Raw genomic sequence first — 26,374 nt, forward strand, 5'->3', positions numbered from 1 at the left:
TTCAATGGATGGCAACGCTACCCGGAAGAAATGGTTCGGCCCTTGACCAAGACTTCTTGGCTTACCTCTATTCGATACTGCTCCGGAAAGAAGTGCATCATCCATTGTTTGAGAATTCTCCAGGCGTCAGTCGGACCAATCATTGATGACTCATCGATATACTCTGCGATCAGCTCCGCCGCCTGAGTATCAGAAACCCCTGAACTGCTGGCAGAGACCACTTTCTGGACGACTTCCAGCTGCTGGAGTCGATCTGCAACGTACTCTAGGAACTGTTCCTCCGAGTAGCCTTTGGGCGGGCCTAATGTTCTCAAATCGCGCTGCGCGAATTCGTAGGCTGACCGGACCATTTTTGCCTCGTCAAGCTCGCCGGTATATACCTTGAATAGACGTTGTGGCGATGGGCAGAGGGGTATCCATCGAAAACTCGGATCATCGTCGTGCTCAACATCGATCGAAGTTATCTTCGGACGCTGAGCCGCCAACTCTGCGGCCTGGTGCGCGATCTGATCACGCAGTTCGGCCGTCACCGGAACGCAGCGGCTCATTAGCGATGCTTCCCATGCCTGGAGCTCATGTTGGCTCATATCTAGCTCAACAAGTAGTTCGAGATTGGTCGGGAGACGCCAACCAAGTGCTCGCCCGGTCAGATTTGCGGACCCAATGAGACAAGACTGGTCGGACCGGAAGAACTTAGCGTGCAGGTTTGACTGTCTCCAAAGCTGCGCTTTCGCGCGATCGGCGATGACGTCGAAGATCTCCAAGTCACAGACGCCGTCCACGATATCTTCGGGCCGCCACCGCGTTACGCAGTCTATATGCGGCCCTGCCGAAATCGGGATGGCGTCCAATACCCGCTGTAGTGCATCGACCTTAATGAAGGGCGCAACGAGGACGACTCGCTCTTTTGCCGATGACACTAGTTCCAGCAGCTGGTCGCCAAGCATCTCACCCGGCATTAATCATCCTCGCCATCGTCGAGGAAGAACCGGGTCATCTTGCCCCACTCTTGACGCATGTCCGATAGGCGTTGCTTGTGCCTGACTTCTTCCATTTCGTAGCGAGCCCAAGCCGAAAACACGATGCGCAGTGTGTCAGAAGCCATGTGTACGCGGTCGAGCAGTTCCTTTTCGGTATCTTCTTCTGTGTCCGGGTTCAGCGCTCTCACCAGGTTTTCGTAGAACGGATGGTTGGAATTGAAGATAACGTTGGTGACACCGCCTTGGACGCTCTCCACGTTGAAGAACGCATAGCCTTCCATGGCTTTTTCGAGGAAAGCAACCTTGCGCTTTCTCGTAAGGATGGCGTCAGCAATGGCTTTGGCGACGTCGTCGGGATAGTGCTTGTCGTCCTTCAAGTCGTCTTCATAGGCATCCCGGTCATCGGCTCCAAAATCCTCCGTGTCTCCTGGCGTCTCATGTCCCTCGTCCGCACGCTGACGGAATTTCGAGGTGACTGTGTCTTCTACGCCTGGTTCTTCGTGACGTTTGCGACCGCCCGTGCTTCTTGTGCCTTTCGTCTGCTGTTCTGTTCTTTTCCTCAGTTGGGTGATCTGTTCCCGGATGTGCTCGACGATAGGGATTAGGAGCGCCCGCGGGTCACCTTCGCTGCTCGCTCGTTCAATGAAAGAGGAGCGGCTTTCATTTTCTTCCGCGTCGGCCTTCCAATCATATTGGGCCAGTTGCGAAAAGATCGTCGCACTTTGCTTGTTGTTCGTTACGCCGAAGATTTCGTCGAGCGTGGCAGGGAATTCGACCTCAGCTCCCCACCATCGTTCGGTGGGATCATAGCTGTTGGTCCAAGATGTATCCAAATCGAGTTCACGACCTTCTCGAACGATCGAAAGGCCGAGGTTCTTCATGGCATGTTTGCCATACGGCTTTGCGCCGCGATTCAGCCCGTCATCAGGCACGGTTTCCGGCTTGGCCCAACTGAATCTGACAAAAACTTTATGCTGCTTGCCTCCAAGATCGATTGTGAACTCTTCGTCGTTCTCGCCCCAACGTTGAAACATTGCAACCTTGTCAAAAGGTTCGGGAGTGGAGGAGTTCGGCATAAGGTAGAGGGGATCATTGACAACCGCCAACCGGCGGCCGGTGTTCCCACCCTCTTCCACCCGTACGAGATGAATGGCGACACGGCCATCGTTAATGAACTTGCGATACATCCGGCCGATGATCGCCTCGGTGTTTCGCAGGGTCGCCTCAGCGCCTCGCCATGTAAGTCGATACTCTTCAAATCGCGACCAGACCACGAGTGTACCGGAGGTCCCCAAGATTTCGGACCGTTCGCGCCATTTGCTGGGAAGGGCTGAAGGAGTTGGCGGCGGCACCCGATCTTTCACACCGCTTTGAATGTCAGCGACATCCAGATAGGAATGAATGGCATTGTCCGGCCCGTTCGTCCAAGTCCAGACATCCAAACGGCGACATTGCGAAATTGACGAGTTTGGAAGTCCCATGCCGAACCGTCCAATGCCAGCTCGATCATCCAGGTGAGTGCCGTTTCCAAACTGCAGTGCGATGGCCAATGTTCGTGCGGACATGCCCTTGCCGTTGTCGATCGTGCCGATTTCCTGCAGGCGAAGGCGCTGCTGAGAATTTACCTGTTCGTACTTCTCGACACAGATGAGCTCAACTTCACTGGCGTCAGCCTGAATTGAGTTGTCGATCAGCTCTGCGAGAGCGTATGCGGTATTTCGATACCCACTATCGCGCATCGCTTTTACGGCGAGTTCCGGTGGAATAATGAACCCGGATTCAGTGGTCCCGTCGCTAACAATTTCGTTCATTCCAAACATCTTCCCAATTGCAGAAAGCGTCAGCTACATCTCCGAAGCCGTGCATTTCAGTATCCGTCACCGTGACAATCTCTGAGGTTTCATTTCCCCCAGCTCTTACACCTCGCGTAGCCCGGCCCACCATTTGGCTATAGAGAACCAAGGATTTGGTCGGGCGGGCAATGATGGCCGCGCTCGTTTGCGGTGCATCGAATCCAGTTGTCAGAACGCCATAGTTGAACATCACAATAGGTTCTGGCGCCTGGCTCTTGAAGCGTCGAATTGCCCGTTCGCGAGCCGCCGGAGCGGATTCTCCGGTGACGACAAGTGCTTCGGTGCCGCGTGCGACCATGATGGCCGCCAGCATCCTAGCGTTGGCAACCGATGGGGCAAAGACAATGACGCGGCGATGGGATGACACGAGATGCTCGCACTCTGAAATTATCCTGAGGTTTCTTTGTGTGCTTTGACCTAGTCGCTCCAGAACGTCCCCCGGCACATCAATCGCCTGTGACAGGCCCTTCATGTCCTCTTGTGACAAGTCGAGTCCGGCCTGCACATTCAGAGTCCGGAAGTGCGGACGGGCAAGATAGCCTTCTTCCATCAGATATGTGACCGGGTCGGGGTGGCCTTCGATTTCCAACATTACCTTTTCACGACCGAAGAATTCGGAGAGCTCTTCGTCTTTGCTCAAATCATCCCAGGTTCGTCCGGGAGTGGCCGTAAGGCCAAGGAGACGCGTCGTCGCCCGTTTTGTTGTTAGGGCGTCAAGTACAGAGCGATATGTTGGAGCGATCGCTTGGTGTGCCTCGTCGATGATGACCAAAGATACTCGGTCAGCCAAAGTGAGCAATTCATTCACCGAGTTCTTTTCCAATGCTGACATTTTACCTAAGCCAGCGACAACTAGCCCGTCCTTGGCGTTGGCAAGATCGACACGCTTGTTTCCCCAAAGCCGCCAAAGCCCGACATCCCTGTTGCCAAGGAAGCGCCACGACTTCTGAAACTCATCTGCGGCTTGATCGAGAAGCTCTATGTTCTGGGCGAGCCATACGACCAGTGTCGGCTCACTGGCGCTCAGGTGGGATGCGACAAGGTGCATTGCGGTACGTGTTTTTCCTGCGCCTGTTGGCATGTGCAGGACACCACGGTGGGGGCCCTCGAAGAGCATCCGTTCAGTGCGCCTTGCCGCCACTCGCTGATGCTCAAAGAGCCCATAGCCGACGGGCGCGCGATCATTTCCTGGTAGCTGCGCCCCTGGGGCAGTCGGGTCATCGATGACCCCAAAAAAGGAAAGCAATGCTGGGAAGTTCTCTTCGTCCGACGCGAGCTTCAGTGCATCATCGAAAGGGTTTCGCCCGGCTGGTGTCCCGAGTTTTGTGCAAAGCTCGCGCGCCTTCTTCAGCGGCATCAGAGAAATCACGGAGTCCCGCAACGTATCGTTCTGCAGCGTCTCGGTAGGATCCAACATGTTCACTGCCAACGCAGTCAATTTCTTTGAAGTGCTGAAACCCGGTTCTAACCCATCTAGAATGTCGAGCATTTCGTCAGGAAGAAGCGCCTTTACCCTCCCGGGCTTCGCCAGCATTAGAAGTTTGGAAAATGCAAGGCCCGGCGAATCCAAATCAATGTCTGTATCGGATGACATGGCCTGCTCGCTGCCCTCTCAATCGTTCTGGAACAATTGCTGGCAGGTTACGGTGGTTCTGAATAACGCGCCACCTTGAAAGCAGAATTTGCTTCCGTTTCGTCATAGAACGCTTGTTGCGAAGGATTAGCATGCTCTCGATCAAGACGGTTGGGTGCGTGAATCAAGTCGGTAGACTAGATAATCCTTACCGTCTGCCTAATCTCCCCAACCTAGAAAGCTGTGCCAGCATCCGAGCGCCAGTTCCGGTCCCGTCGCCGGCAGGAGATGCAGTTGGCCCACCCGCTGTATTGGGCCGGCGTGGCAACGCTTGCACACCGAAGAATTGTCGCGCTCGAAGGGCTGCGTATTCAGCCCCGGTTGCACCCCCGATGGCGTAACGGTTGTAAACCTGTTGGCTACCTGCCAGCCCTCTGGCGAACGCATAGCTCCCCCCGAACCCTGCCGAAAGTGCCGGCATCATGATGTTGCCGGAAATTGCCCGAACCAAAAAGGGCGTTGCAATGATGAAGCCTTTTGCCATCAGCACCATCATGAAAAATGGGATAAGGGCCCCTATGTTCGAGGCTCCCTCCGGGTCGCCCAGTTCGGCAAGAAGAGCCCGAGAAACCCCCGTGATCGTCGCGAACACGCCAGCTACGACGATCGGATACATCGCAAAGGATATGAGTGCCGAAAGCCAGCGCGCGAAGTAGTCCTTGGTCACCTCGAAAAGGGTCAGGAAGATCATGACCGGCGCAATGCCGATTAGAAGAGCGATCATGAGCCGTGACGCCACAACAATGAACGCTGCCAACCCGCCCAAAATTGAGAGCAGTAGGACGCCGAGCGTGTCCAGCAAGGCACCGGCCATCCAGTTTAGCTCAGATCCCGCCGCGTTCAGATAGTCCCCGAGGGCTGCGATCAGTTCGTCGAATTCCTCCGCAAAGGTACCGGACGGACCTGGTGATCCGCCGCCGACAGAAGCCACAAGGGCCCCGGCAATGCTGTCGATCCCATTCAGTATCGCTGAGGCAAGCGCATTGAACTGGACCCAATTGGCCGCGAAGACTCCTATCAGCCCGACCTTCACGGCCAGCCAAAAGGCAGTTCGGCCGTCCATGGCGCGATACTGGTAGATCATGTTGATGAAGACCAGAATGACAACCAGTGTTGTGCCCAGAACCAGCAACGTGCCCACCGTTGCTGCGACCGCGCCGAATTGCGTCTCGGCAGCGGTATTGAGATAGCCTTCGGCCGTTTCCACGAAGTAGGTGACGACACTCATGGATCCCTACCAGTTTCCAGCGGCTTCGCAGATTGGCATGGCTTTGCGTCGAAGCTCATTTGCTTGGCGCCGGTATTGGGACGTCGCTTCCACGATGTCCCAGTATTCGGACGAGGCGAAACGCTCAACGTATACGCGTTCGGCTGCTGCCCAAGATGGATACCGCGTGGGACATTCACAGCTTTGGGCTTCAACGATGCGTTGCATACTCTGCGCCCGATAGATTTGTTGGATCAGGAGCCGTTTGTGGGACTCGCGTACATCGATGTCTTGCATCCACTGTGGCTCGGGAGACTGGTCTGGGCAGACATCCGGCTGATTGTCGAGCGTTGGGACCAGGTTCCGCTCGGCCACGCCAGCGGTTGGGCAGAGAGCGACGAGCAGGCCTGCCGTTGCAACGACCCGCATCATTCTGAAGCCGCCTTCGTCGCAACAGTTTCACGCTTCAAGAACGTGGTGTAGCCGTAGTCACCCGCTTCGGCGGTGATGACTTCCCACCCGTCCGCGCCACGCTCATTCAAGGCGTTTCGCATCGCGTCGTAGTCCTTTTGTTTTTTCACCTCAAAGAACAGAATGTCGTATTCAAACGTTTTCATAGGGAAGTTCCAATCTCGGTTGCGCCGGGGAGGTAGAATTCCATGATGCCGCGTTTGCCGTCATGCCGACCGGCCTGGATGATCACGTCGATGGAATTCTCGATGTACTGGATCATGTCGGCATAGGTCATCGGGATCTCGGTCTTGAGTGCTGCGATCGCGAGGCGCTGCACGGCCAATTGCGGGGTTTCGGCATGCAGCGTGGTCATCGAGCCGCCATGGCCGGTGTTGATGGCTTCCAGAAAGGTCATGGCCTCCTTGCCGCGCACCTCGCCCAGGATGATCCGGTCGGGTCGCATGCGCAGCGTTGCGGTGAGCAGCACATCGGCGGTCTGGAATTCTGCGTCGCGATTGGCGATGAGGGTCACGGCATTGGGCTGGGTCGGCAGAAGCTCGGCGGCTTCCTCGATGGTCACGATGCGTTCCTCGGACGGTACGTGCGAGAGGATTTTGCGCGCGGCGACGGTCTTGCCGGTGGAGGTGCCACCCGAGACGATCATGTTGAGTTTGTTCTCGACGCAGAAGGCAAGCGCATCATCGATCAATCCGGCGGCCACCACGGCGCGCAAGGCGCGCTTCTTTTCCACGCGCAGGTCTTCGAGCTTGCGTTCCTTGCCGTAGAGAAAATCGAGCGCGATGCCCTCAAGCGGCAGGCTCGAGAAGAACCGCAAGCTAATCGACATGGCCGAGAGCACGGCGGGCGGGGTGATGACCTGTGCCCGGATCGGGCGGCCCTTGTAGGTGATCGAGACTGAGACGATGGGGCGATCCTTGCTCATCGTCGTGTTGGCCGAGGAGGCGATCTGGTTGCCGAGGTCCCTGACCTGAACACCGGTCAGCCTCTGGTCCAGCGCGCGCATGAAGTGATCGCCCTGGAATTCGCCCCAGCAGGTCCCGTCTGGATTGATGCAAATCTCGATGACATCGTCGCGGGCGGCGGCGTCGATCCGGTCGAGCGAGGTTTCAAGATAGCTCAGCGACATGGGCTCAGAATATCTCCAGATCGCGGTCGACCATGACAGTGACGCGCGCGCCCTGGTTGACATAGATGACGGGTCCGATGGATAGGTAATCGCCAATGACGCTGTCCGTGGCATCTGCCAGATCATCGCCAACGTCTTCGAGAACGTCGGCGGCAGTCTCATCCTGCACATTTGCAGCGGCGGCGCTTGGTGCGGCGGAGATCAGAGAAATCAGCGCCGCCGAGCCGAAACGCTCATCGAAGCGGGTATCGACAAAGCCCGTGACGCCGGAGCGACCCAGCTCGTCTCCCCCGAAGGAACTGATCTGGACGGTCTGATTGTCAGGAAGGATAATCCGATCCCAGGCGACGGTGACGCGGCGCTGCGCGATATCGACGCCCGAGCGATAGCGCCCGATCAGGCGGGAGCCGCGTGGGATCAGGAGACGGGAACCGTCGACACTGAACACGTCTTCGGAGACAACGGCGCGGGTCTGCCCGGGCAGGGAGCTGTCGAGGGCGGTTTCCATGACGGCCTGGATCATCGTGCCCTGGATGATGGTGTTGGACGGGTTGGCGATGACTTCCGCTTGCGTCACGGACGTGGGCAACGCACCGTTCAGCACGAAATCCGTCACCTCACCGAAGGTTCGCTCAGTCAGCGCCGTCTCGTTCGCACCAGAGGTGCCACCAAAAGCGATGGTGGGCGAGGTGATGCGGCGCTCCTGAAACGCACGTTCCTCAGCAGCGCGGCGTTCAAGTTCCGCGAGCCGTCGTGCTTCTTCCTCGCGGCGCAGCCGTTCTTCTTCCCGCGCCCGCAACTCGTCTTCAGATGGGCCTAAAGGCGCGGGGGTAGGGCGATTGGCTTCGAGTTGCGCAAGTTCGAGGTCCATGCGGAGTTGCTCCAACTCGCGATCGCGTGCCGTGAGTTCATCGCGAAACTGCTGTTGCGCGGTTTCCGAGGCGGCTTGCAGGGCCGCGATCTGCGCGGTCAGCGCATCGATGGCTTCGGCGGCGGCGGTATCTTCCTCGACCACCGGTTCGGGCGCGTTGCGCAATTCCTCGATCTGGGCTTGAAGGGCGGCGAGCTGGGCCAGAAGTTCTGCATTGGGCTCCACGGGGTCTGGTGCGACCAGAACGACTTCGGGTTCGGGTGGGGGGAGGGTTTCGATGGCGCCGAAGCCGTCGCCCTCGTTTTGGAAGACGTCCGGGGTGGCCGTCGGCAAGGCTTCCTCTTCGTCGGGCTGTGAGAGGAGATAAAGCAGGGCACCACCGGCGCCGATCACGAGGACGACGACCAAAGCGAGCAGCGGCGAGCGCCGTGGGACAGGGGGCGAACCTGCGCCCTTGCCTTGCTCAAGGGCGGCAAGACGCTTTTCGAGTTCCGCGTTTCCGGTGTCGCTCATGATCCCACCCCCGCAGGCGGTGTGGCCTCGATACAGACCACCTCGTCTTCGATCCGCAGCGCCCATTGCCTGTTCACCCCGGAGACCCGGATCACGCCGTCCTCGGTTGCTTGCGTGTTGACCGTCCGCTCGCGGCCATTCGCGTAACGAAAGATCGCGGGCACCGGCGCGTTCCGCGCAAATTCAAAATACGTGAAGGTCCCATCATCCCAGACGCGGGAAGGGGTGAATTCGGTGCGCGCGCTGGCCCCGTAATTATAGTTCGGGGCCTGGGCCGCGATGGCACGGGTGGGCCGCGCATTGTCTTCGGGGTAGCGGAACTGGACCACGTAGAAGGTCGGGCTGCGGGTCTCCTGGACGTTGAAGTAGTAGCTGCGCCGGTTGGTATAGACGGTCACATTGGTATGGACACCGCGCGCGACTGGCTTGATCGCGAAGGCCTGCCCGCCCGGAACGCCGTCGATCTCGAAGCCTTCCGTGTCGCCGGCGATGATCGAGCGGATGCTTTCGCCCTCGCCAAATTCGATGGTGGTCACGTGGGTGAGCGAGACGTTGAGGCGATAGACCTGGCCTTCCTGGTAGGTGGCCAAGCGCACGCGGCTGTCGTTGGGCCCGCCACGCGGGATGGCTTCGGCGAAGGCAACGACTGGCAGCAAAACGAAAAGGACAACAACTGCAGTTCGTACGAGCAACAAACATGCGTTTCCGGAATAAGTAGTGTCACCGATACCCTGCCGCGCTGCGCGTTCTCGGCACATTGACGACAAGATAATTTGAAGTGAATTCCAGAAGCGCATTAATTCTCCAATCTGTCGGAGCGGATGGAATACTCGAGCACGGTGAAGCCGAATGGATTGGTCCAGACCTCGTCGATGGAGCGGCGGGTCTCGGGGCGGAACTCGAAGAGAAGTGTGGCGGTGAAGAGCCCGGTCTGGACGCCATTGATGGACGTCAGGCGCTTGCGCAGGCGGACCGTGGCGCGGTTTGTGCCGATCCGGTTGATGCTGAGGATTTCCACATCCAGCCGAGCATTCGGGCCATAGACCGTCGGCGGGTAGTTCTCATTTGCGCTGTTCCAGATCTGGCGCAGCCCGCTCTCGGCGGACCCGTCGGAGCGGCGCAACACGCTGCGGATGCGCAGATCATTGTCGAGCTGGTTATAGACCTCGCGGTCGGTCACATAGCGGAAGACTTCCGCCTCGATGATCGCTTGGTTGGCTGTGACAGTCGTCGCGCCCACCGAGGCCTCGGGCAGCGCAAAGCCGGTGGCGGGATCATAGGGCACGACCACGGGCGGCGGATCGACATCGAGGATCGCCATAGCCGCTGCGCTCAGGCAGCCGATGATGCCAAAGACAAGGCCTATCAGGCCAAGGCGCTGCCAGAGCCGTTCGCGGCGCAGCGCACCATAGACCAGCTCTTCTTCGATGATTTCCTGTTCACTCGCCACCTGTCACAACCCTTGATCAGTCTGCCCGCAACTCGGGCAGCGTGAAGTCCATAAACCGCTGCTCCTCGGCGATGGTGGCGGCATCGATGACGCCGCCGGTGCCATCGCCCACGGTCTGCACGGCTTCGAGCTGCCACATGGCGACGAGCGCGATTGCGAGTTCTGCCGTGACGCGCGTGTTGAGATCGACGCTTTCCTTCAGCTCGTCCATGTCGTCGATCAACCCGACGAGGCGGCCGACCCGCTCGAGCGATTGGCCCGCGTCCTCGTAGCTGTTCTGGGCCGCCGCCGAGACGAGCGCGCCGGTTGTTGCCTGCGTCGCTACACGGTTCGCGCCCGGATTGCCGCTGGTGGCCATTTCCGAGAGGGTGTCCTCGTCAAAGCCGAGATCGGCCAGCACCCGGTCCATCTGGGTTTCGATCTCGCCCGCATCGGAACCGGACAGACCGGAGAAATCCCCCGTCTTGATGGCCTCGATGGTGGCGAGGATATCGCCGAATTCCTGATCGAGCAGGCCGTTCAGCTCGTCCTCCATCTCGGTGCGGATAATCTCGGGAAGCTCGGCAAGGCGGGTAAGTGCTTCATAGGTTCTTTGCAGCTCCGCGAGTTGGTCCGTGAGTGTGGCAAGCTGTTCGCGGAGCTGCGTCAGCTGCTCGTTTTGCAGAATCTCGTCCTCGATCATCTGCCGGAGCTGCTGGATGTTTTGTGCGATGTTCTGGGTATCGACGACGGGCACGCCTTGCGCTGCGGCAGGGGAGAGGGCGCCCAGATGCAGGCCAATCCCAAGCGTTGTGGCCAAGGCCGCTCTCAGAAACTTCCGTCTCATTATTCAATCTCCCTGATCGTAAAATCCATGAACGCGCCTTCGGCCATGCGGGCGCTGGCCTGGGCCAGCTCTTCGGCGGAGAGCACGCGGGTGCGTGCCGCTTGAAGCCGGATGCGGGCGGCCACGAGACGCACCAGTTCGGCGCGGGCATAGGTGTTGAGCGCGACGCTCTCCTGCACGTCCTCGGTTTCGGAAATCCGCTCGACGATATCCGCAATACGCAGGGCGGCTTGCCTGATCGCGGCGGGCGAGTTGTTGCCATAGAAGGCCGCCCCATGACCCGTGATTGAGAGGTTGGCATTGGCCAGAAGCGCGGGGTCGATCGTGCCAAGCGCGTCGATCCCGCCGATACGGCTCAGGTAGAGATTGTAGCGCTCCGGGATGACTGTGACGTAGTGCTGGGTCTCGCGGAAGGGTGGGACGCCGCCATACTCGAAAACCCGGCCGGGTCCGGCGTTATAGGCCGCGAGGGCATTGATGATATTGCCATCGAATGTGTTGAGCTGGGTCGCGAGATAGCGCGCGCCGCCATGCACCTGCAGGTAAGGGCTGTCATAGTATTCCGGATTGATGCCCAGATCGCTGGCGGTACCGGGCATGATCTGGGTGAGACCATAGGCGCCGACGGGAGACCGTGCCCCGATCGTAAACCGGCTTTCCTGCCAGATCAGCGCTTGCAGCAACGCGCGCCACTGGACGGGTGAGAGCCCTGCGCGGCCAACACCCGCAAAACCGCTGGTCTCCTGAGCCACGCGGATGATGAGCTGCTCTATGTTTTCTGCCGCATCCCCGAACATCTGCGCACCGCCGGGATTGGGGTCGATCTCGCCCGTGCCATAGACGGCTTCCACGGCGCGGTCGGGATCGCCGCTGCCGCTTTCCAGCCCCGAGACCATAGCCGGCAAGCCCTGACCGGCGAAGCTGGTCTGGGCATCGAGGATGCGTTGCAGGGTTTCCAGCTGCTCCCGTTCGATCTCGGAGATGAGTTCGCGCGCGGCAAGCTTGTCCGCCTGAACGGCCAAGTCAGCCTCGCGATCGCCTGTCTCGACGATGTCACGCGCGGTCAGCCCACTGTCATTGGTCGGCACGCCTTGAGACAAGGCGAGACCGGGCAGCAGGCAAAGTGCCAGGATATGAGGCAGGCTAGACTTCAATGTCGCCCTCCGGTGCATCTAGAGGCGTGAAGGTGCAATCAGGCGCGACAGGGGCTGTCGATGCCAGGAAGGTGAAGCAATTGGCCTGCGGTTCCTGGTACTGGGCACAGGAGGCCAACGCACCGAGCGCGGCAACGAACATCAAAATACGGGTCATGAAAGCCTCCAGAAATCAGGGCGGTCGCGGTAATCGGCGCCGACAAGCGCTTCGCCTTTGTCCATGCCGCCAAGGATGGTGAGATTGGGCCCGAGAGCACTGAGATCGGCATCGACGACGATCGAGCCCTGATCGTCGCGGATCAGCGCCAAGCGGCTGTTGCTGCCCGTGTTGAGAAGGACATCGAGCTCCTTCTCCGTGAGGTTCAGCATGGCGTAGTCCGCTGGCTGCGCGCGGATATTGGGCAGCAGGATCTGCGTCGGCACCGCCTCGATGATGGTCTTGCCGGTCCGGGTGCGCTCAAGCTGGCTGGCATATTGCGTCATCATCACCGCGACGGTGTTCTGCTTGCGCGCGGTCACCAGCCAGTTCGACAACCGTTCGGCGAAATATGCGTTGTCGAGCGCCTTCCAGGCCTCGTCGATCACGATGATGGTGGGACGGCGGTCCTCGATCTCGCGTTCGACCCGGCGGAAAAGATAGGAGAGAACCGCCATCCGTTCCTTGTCGGCCTCGCTGTCGAGAATGCCGGTCAGATCGAAGCCCACGAGATCGCCTTTGAGTGAAAAAGTGTCCTCAAGGCTCTGCCCGAAGATCCAGCCATAGCGGCCGTCTTCGGTCCACTCGAGCAGGCGCTGGTGCAGATCGCCGCCATCATCGGTGGACACAAAAAGCGATGCGAAATCCCGCCAGTTCCGCAGGGCCGGATTGGAGGCCTGCGCGTTCTGGCGCACGACTTCCTGGATGCGGTTGGTCTGCGCGGGCGTCAGGGGCTTGTCGGCGCGGTGGAGCAGGGTGGCGAGCCAATCCGATAGCCAGGCCGTGCCGCGGTTGTCGGTCTCCGTCCAAAGTGGATTGAGGCCCGTGGGCTGGCCGGCGTTCAGGGAGGCGTAGCGCCCGCCATTGGCTCGGACCGCCATCTCCATACCAAGACGGTAATCAAAGACGAAGATCCGTGCGCCTGCGCGACGGGCCTGGGTCATCAGGAAGGCCGACAGCACCGATTTGCCCGACCCGGGCCGCCCCATGATCAGGGTATGGCCGCTTGTCGGTTCTTTGTCCGGGCTGCCCTGCTCGTGATAGGAAAACCGGTAGGCGCTCTGCTCCGGCGTGGGCAAATATGTGACGACCCGGCCCCAGGGGGTAAGTGCTGCGGGTTTGCCAAGCTGCGTTCTGTGGAAGGCCGCGAAATCCGCGAAGTTGCGATTGGTGACGGCGCTGGCGCGGACGCGCTTGGGCTGGTTGCCGGGGTGCTGGCTGAGGTAATGCGCCTTGGCCGCGACCCGCTCGCCGATCATCTTCACGCCTTCGGTCGCGGCGGCGTTCACGATTTCGGCGCTGAGGGTTTGCAGTTCTTCGAGCGTGTCGCAGAAGAGCGTCACGACCATATGGTGTTCGCCGAAGCTCTGGCGCTTGGCCTCGAGATCGTCGGCGGCGATATCGAGGGCTTCCATGAGCGAGAGGGCTGCGTCCTGGCTCGCCTGCATCTGCCGCTTTTGTCGCTTGATGCGGCCCGCCATGAGGTTCGAATTAATCGGTGTGAAGGAGTGGGTGACGATCATGTCGACCGGCAGGTTCAACATGTCGAACATGGTGCAGGAGGTGGCCTCGGCATATTCCCCGATGGTGAAACTCTTGCCGTAGCGATGGCCCACGACGCCTTCGGAAAGCTCGAAATGATCGCCGTGGAACGTAACGCGGGTATTGGCGACGTTGACGGACAAAAAGCCGTAGGTGTTTGCCGGGTAGAGCGGCAGCTCGGTGCCCGTGTTCAGCGCGCCCAGAAACCCCACCAATTCCCCCGATGCAGCCGATAGCAGGCGCGGTTTGAGCTCGGTGAGGCCCGAAAGGAAGACGTTCACGGCCTCACCGAGGCGCTGCAGGCGTTTGCGGGTCTCCTCCTTCAGTCGGTCCGGCGCGGGGCGGCTGAGGAACGGCAGGAGGCTTTTGGGGGGTGGGCGGTGAATGACGGTGAGCGTCAGTGTTTTGTCGCGGAGCCCGCTGGTTGCGAGCTTGGCGCGCCAGCGCCGGTCAACCTCGTCCGCGAAGCTGTCCTCACGGATCGGGTCGAGATCCGGTTTGATGGCCTTGGAGACCTTGTGGACGTAATAGCTGAATTCCGGCCCGAGTTGCGCGACGATGCGGGCAAAAAGTGACGTCACCTTGTCGAGATAGGCATCGTCCGTCGTGTAGCTGTTGATCCCCTCGAGCCGAATGCAGCGGAAGAGCTCGTTGACCCGGGTGCGCACCGTCTGGTCGTCGACGAGGCTCACATAGGGCAGCATATGCGCGAGGCGGGTCTCGCGCGCATACCACTCTGGCGTCAATGTGCGGGGATCGAGCGCAGCATCAGGGGCTTCATCACGGGGCATAGCTGTCCCCGCCATGGATGGACCTGTTGCGCGTCGGCGGTGTCTCCTGCAGGGCCGTCATCATCACATCTATGAAGCGCGGGTCCCAATCTGCGGCCTTCCAAAGCACCGGGTAGAGCAGGGCCGCGACAGCCAGCACCGCGATGTGCTGGACCCAGACGAACAAGAGCACCGAACCAAAGAGCCAGACCATCGCGTACATGATGGGCAGGCCCAGAAGCTTTGGCGGGCGCACGAGGCCGAGAAAGAGAGGCGAGCGCTCAGCCACCGGCAAAGACCGCGGCAACAATGGTGGGGGCAGCGGCAACACCGGCGATCCCGACAAGCACCCAAAGCGCCTGGCGCAGATCGATGATATTGAAGAACCAGCTAAGGAAAACGCCGAGGACCGCGAGTGTAGCGATAACCACACCAAGAGGGCCGGTCAGCGCATCGACAATGCCCTGCAACAAGCTCTGGATCGGGGAGAGATCGATGCTCTGTGCAAGGGCGGGCTCGGCAATGAACAGGAATAGCGCCAGCGAGGCGACAAAGAGGTTTGAAATCCAACTTGTTTGGAAAAAGCGGTATCGCCAATGCACTGCCGCGCTGCGCGCTCTCGTGACATTGCCGACAAGTGTTTTGAGGAATGATTTCCAAAAAGGTTGGGACATCATGAATTTGATCCTTCCAATCGGGCCACGACGGCCATGACGCGGGCCACGTGGTTCTGGGTTTCTCGGTAAGGGGGAATGCCACCGTGTTGGCGCACGGCGTCCGGCCCGGCGTTGTAGGCCGCCAGCGCCAGATGCGGATCGCCGAACGTCTCCAGCATCATCGCGAGGTAGCGGGCGGAGCCGTCGAGGTTCTGCAGCGGGTCGCGTGGGTCAACGCCGAGATCACGGGCAGTGGCGGGCATCAACTGGCCAAGGCCAATGGCACCTGCACTTGAAATCGCATCCTGCCGGTAGGCGCTCTCAACCTCGATATTGGCGCGGTAGAGGACCAGCCAATCCGTCACGGAAAGCCCCGCGCGACGCAGGCCGGGATGGCCGGCATAGCGCAAGGCCGTGGTCTGAATCCCGGAGAGGACATCGGCGCGGGGCAGGGGAGTCGGGCGGGCAAGGGCCGCGACTTGGACGCCCTCTTGCTCGGCCTCTACCTCGCCGAAGATCGCGATCCCATCGGAGGCCGAACTCTGACCAATCCCTTCATTGTAGTTTCGAGCAAAGCTGCTCTGAGAGCGGGACGGGGTCAGGGAGCCGTCGCTCTCCATGACCAGGACCATTTGCGCTGAGGCAGGTGCTGCGACCAGCCAGAGACAGACGAGGTTAGCTGCCAGCGCCCTTGTCTGATGGGGCTTTGTCTGGCGGGGCGAATTTGTGGGTCCGGCTTGTCCCCGCCTCAAGCGGCAGGTCGACATGCGCAAAACCAAGGCCAATGAAGAAAGACACCACGCCAGAGATCGTCTTGAACTCGCGGATCTTGATATCGTTGTAGGTCGTCCGCGTGCGGGCGGTGACGAGGAGCTTTTCGACCCCGTCATCAGAGACAACACGCATGATCCAGACCCCGTAATAGCTGGGGCCTTTCTTATGTGCCGACTCCTGGCACAGGATTTCTGCGCTGTAGCCGCTTTCCACGAGCTCGCGGAACCTGGCTTCCGTAACCACATTTGGTGCTTCGATGTCCCAGTTCATGGCCCGGCTCACGCTTTCTCCAATGGCGCGACCCCAGGCATTCCTACTTGAAGCCCAGAGTTACGATAGTATATTATCAACCGCAAGATGTAATATCGTGCTTTAGCTGTAGTTTGGTTACGCAAACACTAGTCACGGCCAGTGTCCGCGATCAAGGAGATAACAGGTTTGAGAAACCCAAGGTTGACATGCCTGCTCCCATTGCAAGCTGTGGCCCTTCTGATCTGCGTTCCCGGGCCGGTTTTGGCGGAATCCTGCTTCGCCCCGGCCCGTCCTTTCCTGCCAAGCGATTCGCAGGCCGCGCGGGACTATGCGGATATCATCCGTGGCGACTTCGAAGATTACATTCAGGATATCCAGAGCTACTTCCGTTGCCTCGACAGCGAACGCGCCCGCGCTTTCGAAGAAGCGCGCGAAGTCAGTGAGGACTACGGCCGATTTCTGCAATTGGTAGGAGATTGATGGGCAGCCTCGGGAGCATCAGACTAGCAGCCCGTGAAAACCAGACGCCGATAACACCCTCAAATATCTACTTTTTAGATAACGGATTTCATCCGCTAGCGACGTCACAAAAGGTATGAGACGCGTGGCAAAAACTATTTGGAGTACCGGGCATCTGGCCCTTTGTGGATCTTTGGTCGAGGTCCGAAAAAACGCGGGTCTGGGCAGAAAGACTTGGCCGACAGGCTCGACTGACTTCAGTCTCTCGTAGCGCGCATTGAAAGTGGCCAGCGACGGATCGACGTTGTCGAGTTCATCGTATTGTCCCGGGCGCTTGGCTTCGACCTATCGGAGGTTCTGGCGATCGTCGAAGCCGCCACGGAGCCCAACCGCAAGATTTGAGAACAATGCATTTTACGGGCCTACCGCTTTGAATGCACCCTCGTAAGAACAGCTACCTCAAGAAATAGCAGTTAGCCAACATCCAACACGAGCGCCATACGGCGCGAGTGAGCGCCTTATGACACCATGCCGCAGATCCTGTGAACCGGCGTGCAATTTTGACCCCGTAGAGGGGTAATCGGCGTCCCAAAATGACCCCCTTGCACTATTGTGGATGATGCCCCCGAGATTATCGGGGAGCTTCGATCTTCTGGTGGAGGCGATCTCGATGGTGAAGGACGATGCGCCGGAGGTTTTCGAGGCGATCGAGGCGGCTAACCGCATCCCTTCGGCGGGGGCCGTCTGACGGGGCGCTGGAGGCGATGATAAGTCCGACGTTATGGTCGACTTTAAGTTCATACCCCAGATCGAGATCCTGTCTGCCGAGGATGGGCCGCGGCGTCGGCACTGGAGCGATGCGGACAAGATAAAGGTGGTCGAGGAAAGCCATCGGGGACACCGGCAGGTCTCGGCGACAGCGCGGCGGCATGGCATTTGCCGTTCGCTACTGACCGTCTGGCGGCGACAGTATCGGGACGGTGAGCTCGCGAACGCAAGCGCTCCTGCTTTCGTGCCGGTGAAGATGGCGCCGGACATTGATGCCCAGTCGCCGCAGCGGCCGACCCCCGATGTCCAGCTCGAGATCCTCCTGCGGAACGGACGGCGCCTGCTCGTGCCCGCGTCGGTGGACCCGGACGCATTGGCCAAGCTGCTGCCGATCCTGGAGGGCAAATGATCGCCTTCCCGGCGGGGGTGCGCGTGTGGATCGCAGGCGGGGTGACCGACATGCGGCGCGGGATGAACACGCTGGCGCTGACCGTCCAGCAGGGGCTCGGGCGCGATCCGCATGCCGGAGAGATCTTCTGCTTTCGCGGCCGCAAGGGCGATCTGGTCAAGTTGCTCTGGCACGATGGCGTCGGCATGTCGCTCTACACGAAGCGCCTCGAGGCTGGAAAGTTCATCTGGCCGACCAGCGGCAGCGGCGAGGCTGTGCAGATCTCGGCAGCCCAACTTGGGTATCTCCTCGAGGGGATAGACTGGCGCAATCCGCGCTGGACGCAGCGTCCGACGAAGGCGGGATAAAGGCCCGCGAAAGTCCATATTTTGTTGGGCTTTCTATCTGTTCAGGGTATGCTTCAGGCATGTCCGATACCGCTTCCGAGAATGCTCGACTGCGCGCTGCCCTTGCGGCCTCGGAGGCCCGTGCCGAAGTCGCGGAGAGTGAGCTCGCGCAGGCCCGGGCGGTGGTCTCCACTTCGGAGGCGATGATCAAACACCTCAAACTGGAGATCGCCAAGCTCCGCCGCGATCATTACGGCCACAGCTCCGAACGCAGCGCCCGCCTGATCGACCAGATGGAGATGCAGCTCGAGGAACTCGAAGCCGCGGCCACCGAAGACGAGATCGCCGCCGGGAAGGCGAAGACCACGGCGGTCGCCGGGTTCGAACGCCGCCGTCCGGCGCGCAAGCCGTTCCCGGATCACCTGCCACGCGAGCGGGTGGTGATCGAGGCACCGACGGCGTGCTCCTGCTGTGGCTCAGATCGCATCGTAAAGATGGGCGAGGACGTCACCGAGACGCTCGAGGTCATCCCCCGGCAATGGAAAGTGATCCAGACGGTGCGTGAGAAGTTCACCTGCCGGGCCTGCGAGAAGATCAGCCAGCCGCCCGCGCCCTTCCATCCCACGCCCCGAGGCTGGGCGGGGCCGAACCTTCTGGCGATGATCCTGTTCGAGAAGTTCGGGCAGCACCAGCCCCTGAACCGTCAGGCCGAGCGCTATGCAAAGGAAGGCGTCGATCTCAGCCTCTCGACGCTGGCCGACCAGGTCGGGGCCTGCGCGGCAGCTCTGTCACCGATACACGCCCTTATCCGGTCCCATGTTCTGGCTGCCGAGCGCCTCCACGGCGACGACACCACGGTGCCGCTGCTGGCAAAGGGAGGGACGCAGACTGCTCGGCTCTGGACCTATGTCAGAGATGACCGGCCCTTTGGTGGCGGGGCGTCCCCAGCCGCGCTGTTCCACTTCTCGCGCGACAGGGAAATGGCCAATCCGAACCGGCATCTCGCAGGGTGGCAGGGCGTTCTCCAAGCTGACGCCTATGGCGGCTACAACGACCTCTATCGCGGTAATCGTGATCCCGGTCCCGTGCTGAGCGCCCTGTGCTGGAGCCATGCTCGACGGAAGTTCTTCGAGCTCGCGGACATCAAGGAGAATGCCCGCCGGAAGAAGCCGGCGCACGACATATCGCCTGTCGCACTGGAAGCCGTGAAGAAGATCGACGCCATCTTCGACATCGAGCGCCAGATCAACGGGTTGGACATCGCCAGCCGGCTCGACGCCCGGCGCTGGCTGGTCCGTCCCCTGGTCGAGGATCTGCACGACTGGATGCGGGCCGAGCAGGGAACCATGTCGAAGCACAACCCCGTCGCGAAGGCGATCAGCTACATGTTCAAGAAGGACCGGTGGGAAGCCTTCACGCTCTTCCTCGAGGATGGGCGCATCTGCCTGACAAACAACGCGGCCGAGCGCGCACTGCGCGGTATCGCCTTGGGACGGAAATCCTGGCTATTCGTCGGCTCCGAGCGTGGAGGCGAACGTGCTGCCTTCATGTATTCCCTGATCGTCTCGGCAAAGATGAATGACATAGACCCACAGGCTTGGCTCGCCGATGTCCTCGCCAAGCTCCCCAACACAACGGCATCACGGGTGCCAGACCTTCTGCCGTGGAATTGGCACGCATCGGAGCGCCAACTCGCCGCATGACCACGGCCTACGCCGGATGCTTACGGCTAACCCCTATGCAGTAAGCGTCCGTCAGTCCTTCCTCGATGCGGTTCGGTACGCAAATCAAAAGCTACAGAACCCGTCGCAACGGTCCAGTCGTCGACTGACGCCTGAAACTGGACGGGATCAAGGGCCGAACCCGATGAAATGATCGCGGCGCCTCTTAGGATACTCGAGCCAGATGGGCTCTGATATCCGTGGAGAGCGTTTTGGGGACCGTTTCTGGAAGCAGGTGATTGCCAGGCAGCCGCGACGCGTGCGCCGAGTAGGACCATGCCGCTATGTCGATTGGACCCCCGATCGTCTCGGCGATCTCGATGAGATCCTGGTATTGCTGCTGTGTTCCAAATGGCCGCGCACCGTACGGCCCGTGCCCGCTGTAGCGCATCGAAAGGGTCGTGGCGCGGGCCGTTTCCGCCAGCAGGTCTGCGACCGGCGCAAGAGTTTCACAGTCGCCGGGCACACCGTGAAGGAGCACCAGAGGCTGCCCGTCGCCGACGGCGCGCCACTTCAAATTTGTGCCGTAGATAGGAATGACCCCGTATGTGGCTCGGGTAGGGTCCCGTACCTCCAAGTCCCACTCCATGGCAGGTTTCCTTTCAGCAAATATCGTCCAAGAGCAATGGACCTGCATGATCGCGCCTCTCTAGCCAAAGCGAGAATGACCACCGTCGTCCCGGCTCGAGGGTCAGTATGGTATGCTTGGTCATTTCCGTGAGCGCCGATCCCGGTCGACGGTCCACCGGGTATTCGAGCACGACCTCTTCGACGGTCGTGATCCCGGCTGCGCGTTGCATATTGCCCTGTCGGCCGTCCCTCCAGTCCGTCGGCGGGGATGTTCCGGGCGAGCGAAAAATAAACGGCGCCTGCGGATCCGTGCTTTCGAATGCAACGGCAATGGAGAACCCGGCGGGGAGGAAGGGTGCAGTATAATTCCAGGTCTCCAACTCGAGAGGTCTGCCCGGTCCGTCGCGCCATGCGATGCCGACAGGGCAGGCTGACGTCGTCCCTGTGCCACGCTCGATGAGCGCCGTGCGGGCCACCTGAGGATTCAGCCGTGCGGCAGCATCTGTTACCCATAGAAGTTCGAGATACAGATTGTCGAAGCAATAGCAGACGTTGGCCGTGCCCTGTCCCGGATGCTCCCTCTGGAAAGATGGCTCGAGCCCGGCGTTTTGCAATCGTCGTTGCAGTTCGCCAAGGTTGCGCGGAAAGATGAAAATGTGGTCGATATGAGTCATCTGTTCAACCGGAAAGCGTCGATCAATTCGGTCCCGACGCTCTGCTTTGGTAGGCGCGCAGGCCGATAGGCTTCTTCCGTGACGATACGATCGGCGGCAGCATTGAGGGCGGTCGCCTGTGTCGGATCCAGGTCTTTCAGCCGTGACGCGATCTCTCTCATGAGCTTGATGCGGATCAAGGGCATATCAACGGCCTCAGCCTCCTTCAAAACGTTGCGCATTTCTGTCAGCGCTGTCTCCATGTCGTCCTCAGCGCAGGCGAGGGCAGTCTGCGCCTTGATCTGGGCGATCTTGAGCAGACCTTTATCGCCCTCGTCGAGGAGGCTTCGCAGCTTAGCGGTTCCCTCTTCGGAGCCACAGGTGGCAAGCGCCAGTTCAGCGAGTTCAGCTTCAGACCATGCCACATAGGCGGGCAATTCAGCCTTTGCAGCGATCTCGCGCGTCATTTTGAAAGCCCGAATTGCCTGGTCCGAGTTGCCGGTCATCGAGCTGACCTCAGCTATGGCGCGGCAGGCGATGTAGCGGTCGACGGGGCGCTTCGTTTCGAGAGCGGTGGCGACGCCAGACTCTATATGAGACCAGGCCTTCTGTCCGTCGCCGAGTGCCCCGTTGATTCTGGCCAGATGGAATTGGAGCATGACGTAGCGGGTTACGATAAGCCCATCGAGCGCATGACGGCGCTCGTCCCACGCACCGATATGTTCGGCAATGGCGGCACGCGCGGCCTTCATTTTTCCCTGCAGCGACAGGATCTGACACCGTGCAAGCGCGCTTTCTGCTGAAAGTCTCGGATTCCCCGCGCGTTCAGCCGCAGCCTCAGCCTGCTCGAAGAACTTCAAGCCGTCCTGCGGGCGGCCGTCGTCGGAGTGCATATAGGCCCGGTGGATCGAGACCTCGGCAAGTCGCTGGTCGTCTCCCAGCATCCTTGCGATCACCTCGGCGCGATCGAGGCCTTCCAGCATCTGTTTTCTCTGCGCCAATGGCCATAGCAATGCTCTGCGCCAAGTGAGGATGTCGGCCTCGAGCCGCAATAGGTCATCACTTGATGGGGATGCCCGAATGGCGCGAAGCGCAAGCTCGGTCATCCGGTTCGCTAACGCGTAGGAAGAACGGTCGACAGCCGCCCGGGCAGCCCGCATCGAGACCTCAATTGCCCTTTCGCGAAGACGACCTTCTTCCGCATGGCGCGCGAGATCTTGAGCATCGAGTGCGACTGCACCGTTGTCATGATGCTGAACGATGATCCTGTGAAGCGCCACGCGCCTGCTTGCCGGTATACCGTTATAGACGGCGTCCTGAACGAGCGCGTGCTTGAAGCCGTAGACCCGCTGTGGCACCGACCGGATGCGGAACAGTAGGTCGCCATCCGCGAGCTCGGCAATGGCAGCCTCGTAGGCATCGGAGCGCAGCCCGGATAAGGGCTGCAGCAGGTCGTCCGCCGGCTCCGCACCCAAAACTGCAGCAGCCTCAATTGTCTGGCGTAGATGTGGCGGCAGTGCGTTAATGCGGCGGGTCAGAAGGCTCGCGAGGGATTCGGGGATGGATTGCAATTCGTCACCTGGCGTTGTGCTGGTCCTAGCAATTTCCTCGAGGAACAGTGGCACCCCTCCTGATCTGCCTGCGATGCCGCCGGAATCTTCACGACCAAGAAGCGTCAGGAGGCGGAGGGAGTCGGTTTCCGACAATGGTGCGAGCGCCATCGAGTGCAGACCGGCGATTTCTGACAGATGCAAGCCGTGGCCTGGTCGGAGCGTCACGATCACCAGAGGGCCATCGCGGTCGAGCGAGCGCAGGATTCGTTCAAGTAGCATCGCGCTGTCGTCGTCAGACCAATGCGCGTCCTCGACCAGCAGTATCGAGTCGCGACCCGCCAGCAACTGAATCGCGAGAAGAAGCGCGTCGGCAATCGCCTGCAGGCGCACGCCTCTAGGCATTTCCACGTTTTCTGGAGTTGCGCTGCGCGCGGCGAACAGAGCCTCGACGGGCGCAATCCGGCGGCGAAGGGGTCCTTCCTGTATCGCGGAATCCAGCAAGTGCATCGGGACGTCTGCTGTCCCCGTCGGCAGGAGCGACGTCAACACTGGCGAAAAACGTGTGAGGCTCCCACCAGTCTCGTTCGGGAGGAATTGCACGCGAAGAAGGTGCCGAGGTCTCAATCGCCCAAGACACTCGTGCACGAGACGCGACTTACCAATGCCGGCATCGCCAGTGATCACGACGGAACGCGGACCGTTCGAGGCGTTCACGGCAACGATCGTTTCGACTTCGGCCGCACGTCCGACGAAAGGGGTCAGCCCGCGTGCCCTTCGAATATCGAACCCGCCCCGCGACAAGACTTCTCCGTTGAGAAACCAAGCGGCCGGATGCTCGTCTTCAGCCCGCTCTGAATCTATCCTCTTAAGAACGAAAGCCCCCCGGCAGGCATCCGCCACCGCATCAGTAATGCGAACCTCGCCAGGTGAACCTGCCTCCGCAAGAACCTGTGCGAGGTGGGCGGCGGGAAAGTTGTCGCTCTCGCCGCCGATTAGGGCGCGCGCAGCGTCGATGCCCACGGTGCAGTCGAGGCGCGCGACCTCGAAAGCGGCAAGTGCCGCCGAGAGCGCCGGGCTTTCGTCCGGCCGCTCCACGCCGAAGGCACATGACAGCCGGTGTCCGGCCCGGCCTAAGATCAAACCACCCTCACGACGCACGATGCGCTCAATGGCATCGGAGGCCGCGCGGCTGGCCGCCTCCGCATCCTCGGGATCGCGGTTGCGAAGGGCGGCCAGTAGGCGGCCCGAGACAACATGCATGACCGCAACATGCCGAAGGTGGGGAAGGGTCGCCTCCGCTGGCGGTCTCGCCGGTGAAGTAGCGGGCTCGACCTGCTCGGCGGTGACGGCCGTTCGCTTCTGGTCCTTAGGGGCAGCGGGCTGTGCTTTGATTTCCCGGTAGAGCGCGATCGTGGAAGGATCCACAGACACCGACAAATCGGCACGGATGCGCTGGCTCGTCTCGCGAAAGACATCCAGTGCCGCATTCCGTCGGCCCTGCCGCCAGAGGGCCGTCATCAGCATCCGAAGCGCATTCTCGTCGTAGCCGTCGAGCACAAGATGCCGCCGCGCGAGGGTTTCAAGATCGGCGAAACGCCGTTTGCCAAGTGCCTTGGCCTCTGCTTCTTCCAGCCAGTTCATCAGACTCGCGCGTAGCTCTGCGCGCGCTGCCTCAAGCCGGTCTTCGACCTCGGGCTCGAATCCACTCATGCCTTCAAGTGGCGTTCCGATCGGAAGTGCCGAGGCCTCCGCGCCGCGCCCGAGCGCATCTATGTCCCGCTCGATGTGTTCGCTCCGAAGCTTGATCCAGCCGGAGGTCACTTCCAGGGTATCCGAAGAATCAAGGGCAGTCTTAAGGCGGAAGATCGCCTGTCTTAGCGACGCCCGCGCCTGTGCATCGGGCTGCCCCGGCCAGAGCATCCCCGCAAGCGTGGACCGGCTGAGCGCGACGTCTGGCTCGATCGCGAGAAGCGCAAGGATCAGTTCGACCTTACGCGTCGGCATTCGGACGGGAACGCCGTCGAGACGCGCTTCGAATTGTCCGAACAGATTGATCGCGACCCGGTGTTCCATGGCTCCAGATAAAGACATATGCAGCGATTCTAATAGCATGACTCATTTGAGCCTTGAATAGCCTGTGGGTAAACGGCTTTGGTGGCGGGCCTTGCCCTTTTCACGAGATTGTAACGGCTGGCTTTCGTCAGGCGAAATGGCGGCAATGCAGGAAGAGGGTGTCAAAACGAAAGGCACCATCATGTTCAAAGGAATTTTCGAACTATTTCGCCGCAAGCTGATTGTCGACCTACCAGGCTGCGCGCACCTGTGCTGTGATCTTGGCATCGAGCAAGTCGACTGCCGCGATACGTTTCTAGCCAGGCATATTCCCAACCTTGGAGGGTGGGTGTGATGCGCGCGCTTCATCGGAACCGGCTGCCGCAGGTCGACGGCACGCAACTCCTGACCGACGCAGGCCTGGAGACCACGCTCATCTTCCTCGAAGGGCTCGATCTGCCGTGCTTCGCGTCCTACCCGCTTCTGGGAAGTACCGAAGGGCGGCAAACGCTCAAGAGCTACTTCGAGCGGCATCTCGCCATCGCGGCTGATCACGGCACAGGCTTCCTGCTCGAGGCACCGACCTGGCGCGCTAGCCGGGACTGGGGAGCGCAGCTTGGCCATTCACCGTACGATCTCGCGCGGTTCAACAAGCGCGCGATCGACCTGCTCGCCGAGGTTCGGCGCGAGGCGTCAAGCGTGTCGCCCATCGTGATCTCGGGCAATATCGGCCCGCGTGGCGATGGCTACCGGCCCGACACGGCGATGAGCGCCGACGAGGCGCAGGCCTTCCATGCCGAGCAGATCGGCTGGTTTGTGGACACGGAGGCCGACTTGGTCAGCGCCTTCACGATCTCGACCGTGCACGAGGGCGTAGGCATCGTTCGCGCCGCGAGCGAAGCGGGGATGCCGGTCGTTCTATCCTACACGACAGAGACGGATGGCCGCCTGCCGGACGGAACCCCGCTCGGCGAGGCTTTCCAACAGACGGACATGCTGACCGGCGGGGCCGCGGCCTACTTCATGGTCAATTGCGCGCATCCCGACCATTTCCGGTCTGCGCTCGAGTCCGACGCCGCCTGGCTGCGTCGCATATGGGGCGTGCGGGCGAATGCCTCGCGCCTGAGCCATGCGGAACTCGACGAGGCCGAAGAGCTCGACGCGGGCAACCCGGCCGAGCTCGGCCGCGACTACGCCCAGCTCAAGCGGATGCTGCCTAACCTGCGCGTCTACGGCGGCTGCTGCGGCACCGACCACCGCCACATCGAGGCGATGGCGGATTGCTGCTGTCAGATCCACGCGGCCTGACCGCCGCGGTTCCCGACAAGATCACGGCGGGCCGCGCAGGGCGGCCCGCTTCACCCAACTGATTCATGCGGAGACACATCCATGAACTTCCAAACTATTGCCGCGGCCCTCATCGCGTCCACCATGCTCACCCCAGGCCCAGGGCAATTTGCACGCCGCTGAGCGCCATCTCGAGGAGGCAACCCAGCTCGAGGCAACGATCGGCTACATGGAGCCGCTCTATTGGTCCTACCCGGTGCATCAGACGCTCGGGGCCGTTCGCCTGCAGGCGAGCGACG

The 26,374-nt window shown here is 60.7% G+C and carries 26 protein-coding genes; 6 read left to right on the forward strand and 20 right to left on the reverse strand.

What is annotated here, in order from left to right; genetic code table 11:
* Positions 1–17: 17 nt before the first annotated feature.
* The 17 genes from J4E08_RS19700 to J4E08_RS19780 all read right to left on the reverse strand — a co-directional run bounded on the left by J4E08_RS19700 (position 18) and on the right by J4E08_RS19780 (position 16,295).
* The gene (locus J4E08_RS19700; protein ID WP_349539935.1) at positions 18–959 is read right to left on the reverse strand and encodes a phospholipase D family protein; all 942 of its coding nucleotides are present in this window, start codon (positions 957–959) and stop codon (positions 18–20) included.
* The gene (locus J4E08_RS19705; protein WP_099912472.1) at positions 959–2,791 is read right to left on the reverse strand and encodes an ATP-binding protein; all 1,833 of its coding nucleotides are present in this window, start codon (positions 2,789–2,791) and stop codon (positions 959–961) included. Before J4E08_RS19705 ends, J4E08_RS19700 begins: the two co-directional genes overlap by 1 nt.
* Entirely contained in the window at positions 2,775–4,427 is a 1,653-nt protein-coding gene (locus J4E08_RS19710) for a DEAD/DEAH box helicase (RefSeq protein ID WP_349539936.1), read from the reverse strand. Before J4E08_RS19710 ends, J4E08_RS19705 begins: the two co-directional genes overlap by 17 nt.
* A 187-nt stretch (positions 4,428–4,614) precedes the next feature.
* Complete coding sequence (locus J4E08_RS19715; protein WP_349539937.1) at positions 4,615–5,694, reverse strand: TrbL/VirB6 family protein; 1,080 nt, start codon at positions 5,692–5,694, stop codon at positions 4,615–4,617.
* A 407-nt stretch (positions 5,695–6,101) separates the two neighbouring features.
* Positions 6,102–6,290: a hypothetical protein gene (locus tag J4E08_RS19720; protein ID WP_349539938.1), complete on the reverse strand. Its 189-nt coding sequence runs from the start codon at positions 6,288–6,290 to the stop codon at positions 6,102–6,104.
* Positions 6,287–7,273 (reverse strand): ATPase, T2SS/T4P/T4SS family, encoded by a 987-nt coding sequence (locus tag J4E08_RS19725; protein WP_349539939.1) that lies wholly within the window; start codon positions 7,271–7,273, stop codon positions 6,287–6,289. The genes J4E08_RS19720 and J4E08_RS19725 overlap by 4 nt, the downstream gene beginning before the upstream one ends.
* Before the next feature lie 4 nt (positions 7,274–7,277).
* Positions 7,278–8,657 carry a TraB/TrbI/VirB10 family type IV secretion system protein gene (locus J4E08_RS19730; RefSeq protein WP_349539940.1) on the reverse strand — a complete coding sequence of 460 codons (1,380 nt, stop codon included), beginning with the start codon at positions 8,655–8,657 and terminating at the stop codon, positions 7,278–7,280.
* On the reverse strand, positions 8,654–9,349 hold the full coding sequence (locus J4E08_RS19735) for a TrbG/VirB9 family P-type conjugative transfer protein (protein WP_379652506.1): 696 nt from the start codon (positions 9,347–9,349) through the stop codon (positions 8,654–8,656). Before J4E08_RS19735 ends, J4E08_RS19730 begins: the two co-directional genes overlap by 4 nt.
* Positions 9,350–9,453: 104 nt before the next feature.
* A complete protein-coding gene (locus tag J4E08_RS19740) occupies positions 9,454–10,107 on the reverse strand; it encodes a VirB8 family type IV secretion system protein (RefSeq protein WP_349539941.1) in 654 nt (217 codons plus the stop codon).
* 16 nt (positions 10,108–10,123) lie between these two features.
* Positions 10,124–10,933 carry a type IV secretion system protein gene (locus J4E08_RS19745; RefSeq protein ID WP_349539942.1) on the reverse strand — a complete coding sequence of 270 codons (810 nt, stop codon included), beginning with the start codon at positions 10,931–10,933 and terminating at the stop codon, positions 10,124–10,126.
* A complete protein-coding gene (locus J4E08_RS19750) occupies positions 10,933–12,021 on the reverse strand; it encodes a lytic transglycosylase domain-containing protein (RefSeq protein ID WP_349539983.1) in 1,089 nt (362 codons plus the stop codon). The genes J4E08_RS19745 and J4E08_RS19750 overlap by 1 nt, the downstream gene beginning before the upstream one ends.
* 55 nt (positions 12,022–12,076) lie before the next feature.
* On the reverse strand, positions 12,077–12,244 hold the full coding sequence (locus J4E08_RS19755; protein WP_349539943.1) for a hypothetical protein: 168 nt from the start codon (positions 12,242–12,244) through the stop codon (positions 12,077–12,079).
* Positions 12,241–14,616 (reverse strand): VirB4 family type IV secretion/conjugal transfer ATPase, encoded by a 2,376-nt coding sequence (locus J4E08_RS19760; RefSeq protein WP_349539944.1) that lies wholly within the window; start codon positions 14,614–14,616, stop codon positions 12,241–12,243. Before J4E08_RS19760 ends, J4E08_RS19755 begins: the two co-directional genes overlap by 4 nt.
* The gene (locus tag J4E08_RS19765; RefSeq protein WP_009808059.1) at positions 14,606–14,884 is read right to left on the reverse strand and encodes a VirB3 family type IV secretion system protein; all 279 of its coding nucleotides are present in this window, start codon (positions 14,882–14,884) and stop codon (positions 14,606–14,608) included. Before J4E08_RS19765 ends, J4E08_RS19760 begins: the two co-directional genes overlap by 11 nt.
* Positions 14,877–15,161 (reverse strand): TrbC/VirB2 family protein, encoded by a 285-nt coding sequence (locus tag J4E08_RS19770; RefSeq protein WP_037931816.1) that lies wholly within the window; start codon positions 15,159–15,161, stop codon positions 14,877–14,879. The genes J4E08_RS19765 and J4E08_RS19770 overlap by 8 nt, the downstream gene beginning before the upstream one ends.
* Positions 15,162–15,268: 107 nt before the next feature.
* Positions 15,269–15,883: a lytic transglycosylase domain-containing protein gene (locus tag J4E08_RS19775; protein ID WP_349539945.1), complete on the reverse strand. Its 615-nt coding sequence runs from the start codon at positions 15,881–15,883 to the stop codon at positions 15,269–15,271.
* Between the two features lie 43 nt (positions 15,884–15,926).
* Entirely contained in the window at positions 15,927–16,295 is a 369-nt protein-coding gene (locus J4E08_RS19780; protein WP_008327368.1) for a hypothetical protein, read from the reverse strand.
* A 210-nt stretch (positions 16,296–16,505) separates the two neighbouring features.
* Between J4E08_RS19780 and J4E08_RS19785 the strand changes: the two genes are divergently transcribed.
* From J4E08_RS19785 to tnpC, 5 genes are all read left to right on the forward strand, one after another.
* Positions 16,506–16,757 carry a hypothetical protein gene (locus tag J4E08_RS19785; RefSeq protein WP_349539946.1) on the forward strand — a complete coding sequence of 84 codons (252 nt, stop codon included), beginning with the start codon at positions 16,506–16,508 and terminating at the stop codon, positions 16,755–16,757.
* Positions 16,758–17,355: 598 nt separating this feature from the next.
* Complete coding sequence (locus J4E08_RS19790; RefSeq protein WP_349539947.1) at positions 17,356–17,484, forward strand: hypothetical protein; 129 nt, start codon at positions 17,356–17,358, stop codon at positions 17,482–17,484.
* 33 nt (positions 17,485–17,517) lie between these two features.
* Complete coding sequence (gene tnpA / locus J4E08_RS19795; RefSeq protein WP_349539948.1) at positions 17,518–17,913, forward strand: IS66-like element accessory protein TnpA; 396 nt, start codon at positions 17,518–17,520, stop codon at positions 17,911–17,913.
* On the forward strand, positions 17,910–18,260 hold the full coding sequence (gene tnpB, locus J4E08_RS19800; protein WP_349539949.1) for an IS66 family insertion sequence element accessory protein TnpB: 351 nt from the start codon (positions 17,910–17,912) through the stop codon (positions 18,258–18,260). The genes tnpA and tnpB overlap by 4 nt, the downstream gene beginning before the upstream one ends.
* Before the next feature lie 59 nt (positions 18,261–18,319).
* Positions 18,320–19,942, forward strand: a complete 1,623-nt coding sequence (gene tnpC / locus J4E08_RS19805) for an IS66 family transposase (RefSeq protein WP_349539950.1) — start codon at positions 18,320–18,322, stop codon at positions 19,940–19,942.
* 184 nt (positions 19,943–20,126) lie between these two features.
* Here tnpC and J4E08_RS19810 read toward each other — a convergent pair whose 3' ends face one another.
* From J4E08_RS19810 to J4E08_RS19820, 3 genes are read right to left on the reverse strand one after another with little or no spacing between them, the layout of a single operon-like run.
* A complete protein-coding gene (locus tag J4E08_RS19810) occupies positions 20,127–20,549 on the reverse strand; it encodes an alpha/beta fold hydrolase (protein ID WP_349539951.1) in 423 nt (140 codons plus the stop codon).
* Positions 20,550–20,562: 13 nt separating this feature from the next.
* Positions 20,563–21,204, reverse strand: a complete 642-nt coding sequence (locus tag J4E08_RS19815) for a VOC family protein (protein WP_349539952.1) — start codon at positions 21,202–21,204, stop codon at positions 20,563–20,565.
* On the reverse strand, positions 21,201–24,809 hold the full coding sequence (locus J4E08_RS19820; RefSeq protein WP_349539953.1) for an ATP-binding protein: 3,609 nt from the start codon (positions 24,807–24,809) through the stop codon (positions 21,201–21,203). The genes J4E08_RS19815 and J4E08_RS19820 overlap by 4 nt, the downstream gene beginning before the upstream one ends.
* Before the next feature lie 333 nt (positions 24,810–25,142).
* Between J4E08_RS19820 and J4E08_RS19825 the strand changes: the two genes are divergently transcribed.
* Entirely contained in the window at positions 25,143–26,096 is a 954-nt protein-coding gene (locus J4E08_RS19825; RefSeq protein ID WP_349539954.1) for a homocysteine S-methyltransferase family protein, read from the forward strand.
* The last annotated feature ends 278 nt before the right edge of the window (positions 26,097–26,374 follow it).

Origin of the sequence: Sagittula sp. NFXS13, from assembly GCF_040148795.1 — a bacterium.
Classification (GTDB): domain Bacteria; phylum Pseudomonadota; class Alphaproteobacteria; order Rhodobacterales; family Rhodobacteraceae; genus Sagittula; species Sagittula marina.

What these genes read in the sequence shown, in the direction of transcription:
- tnpA (WP_349539948.1), top strand. Translation starts at nt 17,518, where the DNA reads ATGGTCGACTTTAAGTTCATACCCCAGATCGAGATCCTGTCTGCCGAG.
- J4E08_RS19755 (WP_349539943.1), bottom strand. Translation starts at nt 12,244, where the DNA reads ATGACCCGTATTTTGATGTTCGTTGCCGCGCTCGGTGCGTTGGCCTCC.
- J4E08_RS19760 (WP_349539944.1), bottom strand. Translation starts at nt 14,616, where the DNA reads ATGCCCCGTGATGAAGCCCCTGATGCTGCGCTCGATCCCCGCACATTG.
- J4E08_RS19715 (WP_349539937.1), bottom strand. Translation starts at nt 5,694, where the DNA reads ATGAGTGTCGTCACCTACTTCGTGGAAACGGCCGAAGGCTATCTCAAT.
- tnpB (WP_349539949.1), top strand. Translation starts at nt 17,910, where the DNA reads ATGATCGCCTTCCCGGCGGGGGTGCGCGTGTGGATCGCAGGCGGGGTG.
- J4E08_RS19815 (WP_349539952.1), bottom strand. Translation starts at nt 21,204, where the DNA reads ATGACTCATATCGACCACATTTTCATCTTTCCGCGCAACCTTGGCGAA.
- J4E08_RS19730 (WP_349539940.1), bottom strand. Translation starts at nt 8,657, where the DNA reads ATGAGCGACACCGGAAACGCGGAACTCGAAAAGCGTCTTGCCGCCCTT.
- J4E08_RS19745 (WP_349539942.1), bottom strand. Translation starts at nt 10,933, where the DNA reads ATGAGACGGAAGTTTCTGAGAGCGGCCTTGGCCACAACGCTTGGGATT.
- J4E08_RS19820 (WP_349539953.1), bottom strand. Translation starts at nt 24,809, where the DNA reads ATGGAACACCGGGTCGCGATCAATCTGTTCGGACAATTCGAAGCGCGT.
- J4E08_RS19790 (WP_349539947.1), top strand. Translation starts at nt 17,356, where the DNA reads ATGCCCCCGAGATTATCGGGGAGCTTCGATCTTCTGGTGGAGGCGATC.
- J4E08_RS19775 (WP_349539945.1), bottom strand. Translation starts at nt 15,883, where the DNA reads ATGGTCCTGGTCATGGAGAGCGACGGCTCCCTGACCCCGTCCCGCTCT.
- J4E08_RS19825 (WP_349539954.1), top strand. Translation starts at nt 25,143, where the DNA reads ATGCGCGCGCTTCATCGGAACCGGCTGCCGCAGGTCGACGGCACGCAA.
- J4E08_RS19705 (WP_099912472.1), bottom strand. Translation starts at nt 2,791, where the DNA reads ATGAACGAAATTGTTAGCGACGGGACCACTGAATCCGGGTTCATTATT.
- J4E08_RS19710 (WP_349539936.1), bottom strand. Translation starts at nt 4,427, where the DNA reads ATGTCATCCGATACAGACATTGATTTGGATTCGCCGGGCCTTGCATTT.
- J4E08_RS19780 (WP_008327368.1), bottom strand. Translation starts at nt 16,295, where the DNA reads ATGAACTGGGACATCGAAGCACCAAATGTGGTTACGGAAGCCAGGTTC.
- tnpC (WP_349539950.1), top strand. Translation starts at nt 18,320, where the DNA reads ATGTCCGATACCGCTTCCGAGAATGCTCGACTGCGCGCTGCCCTTGCG.
- J4E08_RS19700 (WP_349539935.1), bottom strand. Translation starts at nt 959, where the DNA reads ATGCCGGGTGAGATGCTTGGCGACCAGCTGCTGGAACTAGTGTCATCG.
- J4E08_RS19725 (WP_349539939.1), bottom strand. Translation starts at nt 7,273, where the DNA reads ATGTCGCTGAGCTATCTTGAAACCTCGCTCGACCGGATCGACGCCGCC.
- J4E08_RS19810 (WP_349539951.1), bottom strand. Translation starts at nt 20,549, where the DNA reads ATGGAGTGGGACTTGGAGGTACGGGACCCTACCCGAGCCACATACGGG.
- J4E08_RS19720 (WP_349539938.1), bottom strand. Translation starts at nt 6,290, where the DNA reads ATGAAAACGTTTGAATACGACATTCTGTTCTTTGAGGTGAAAAAACAA.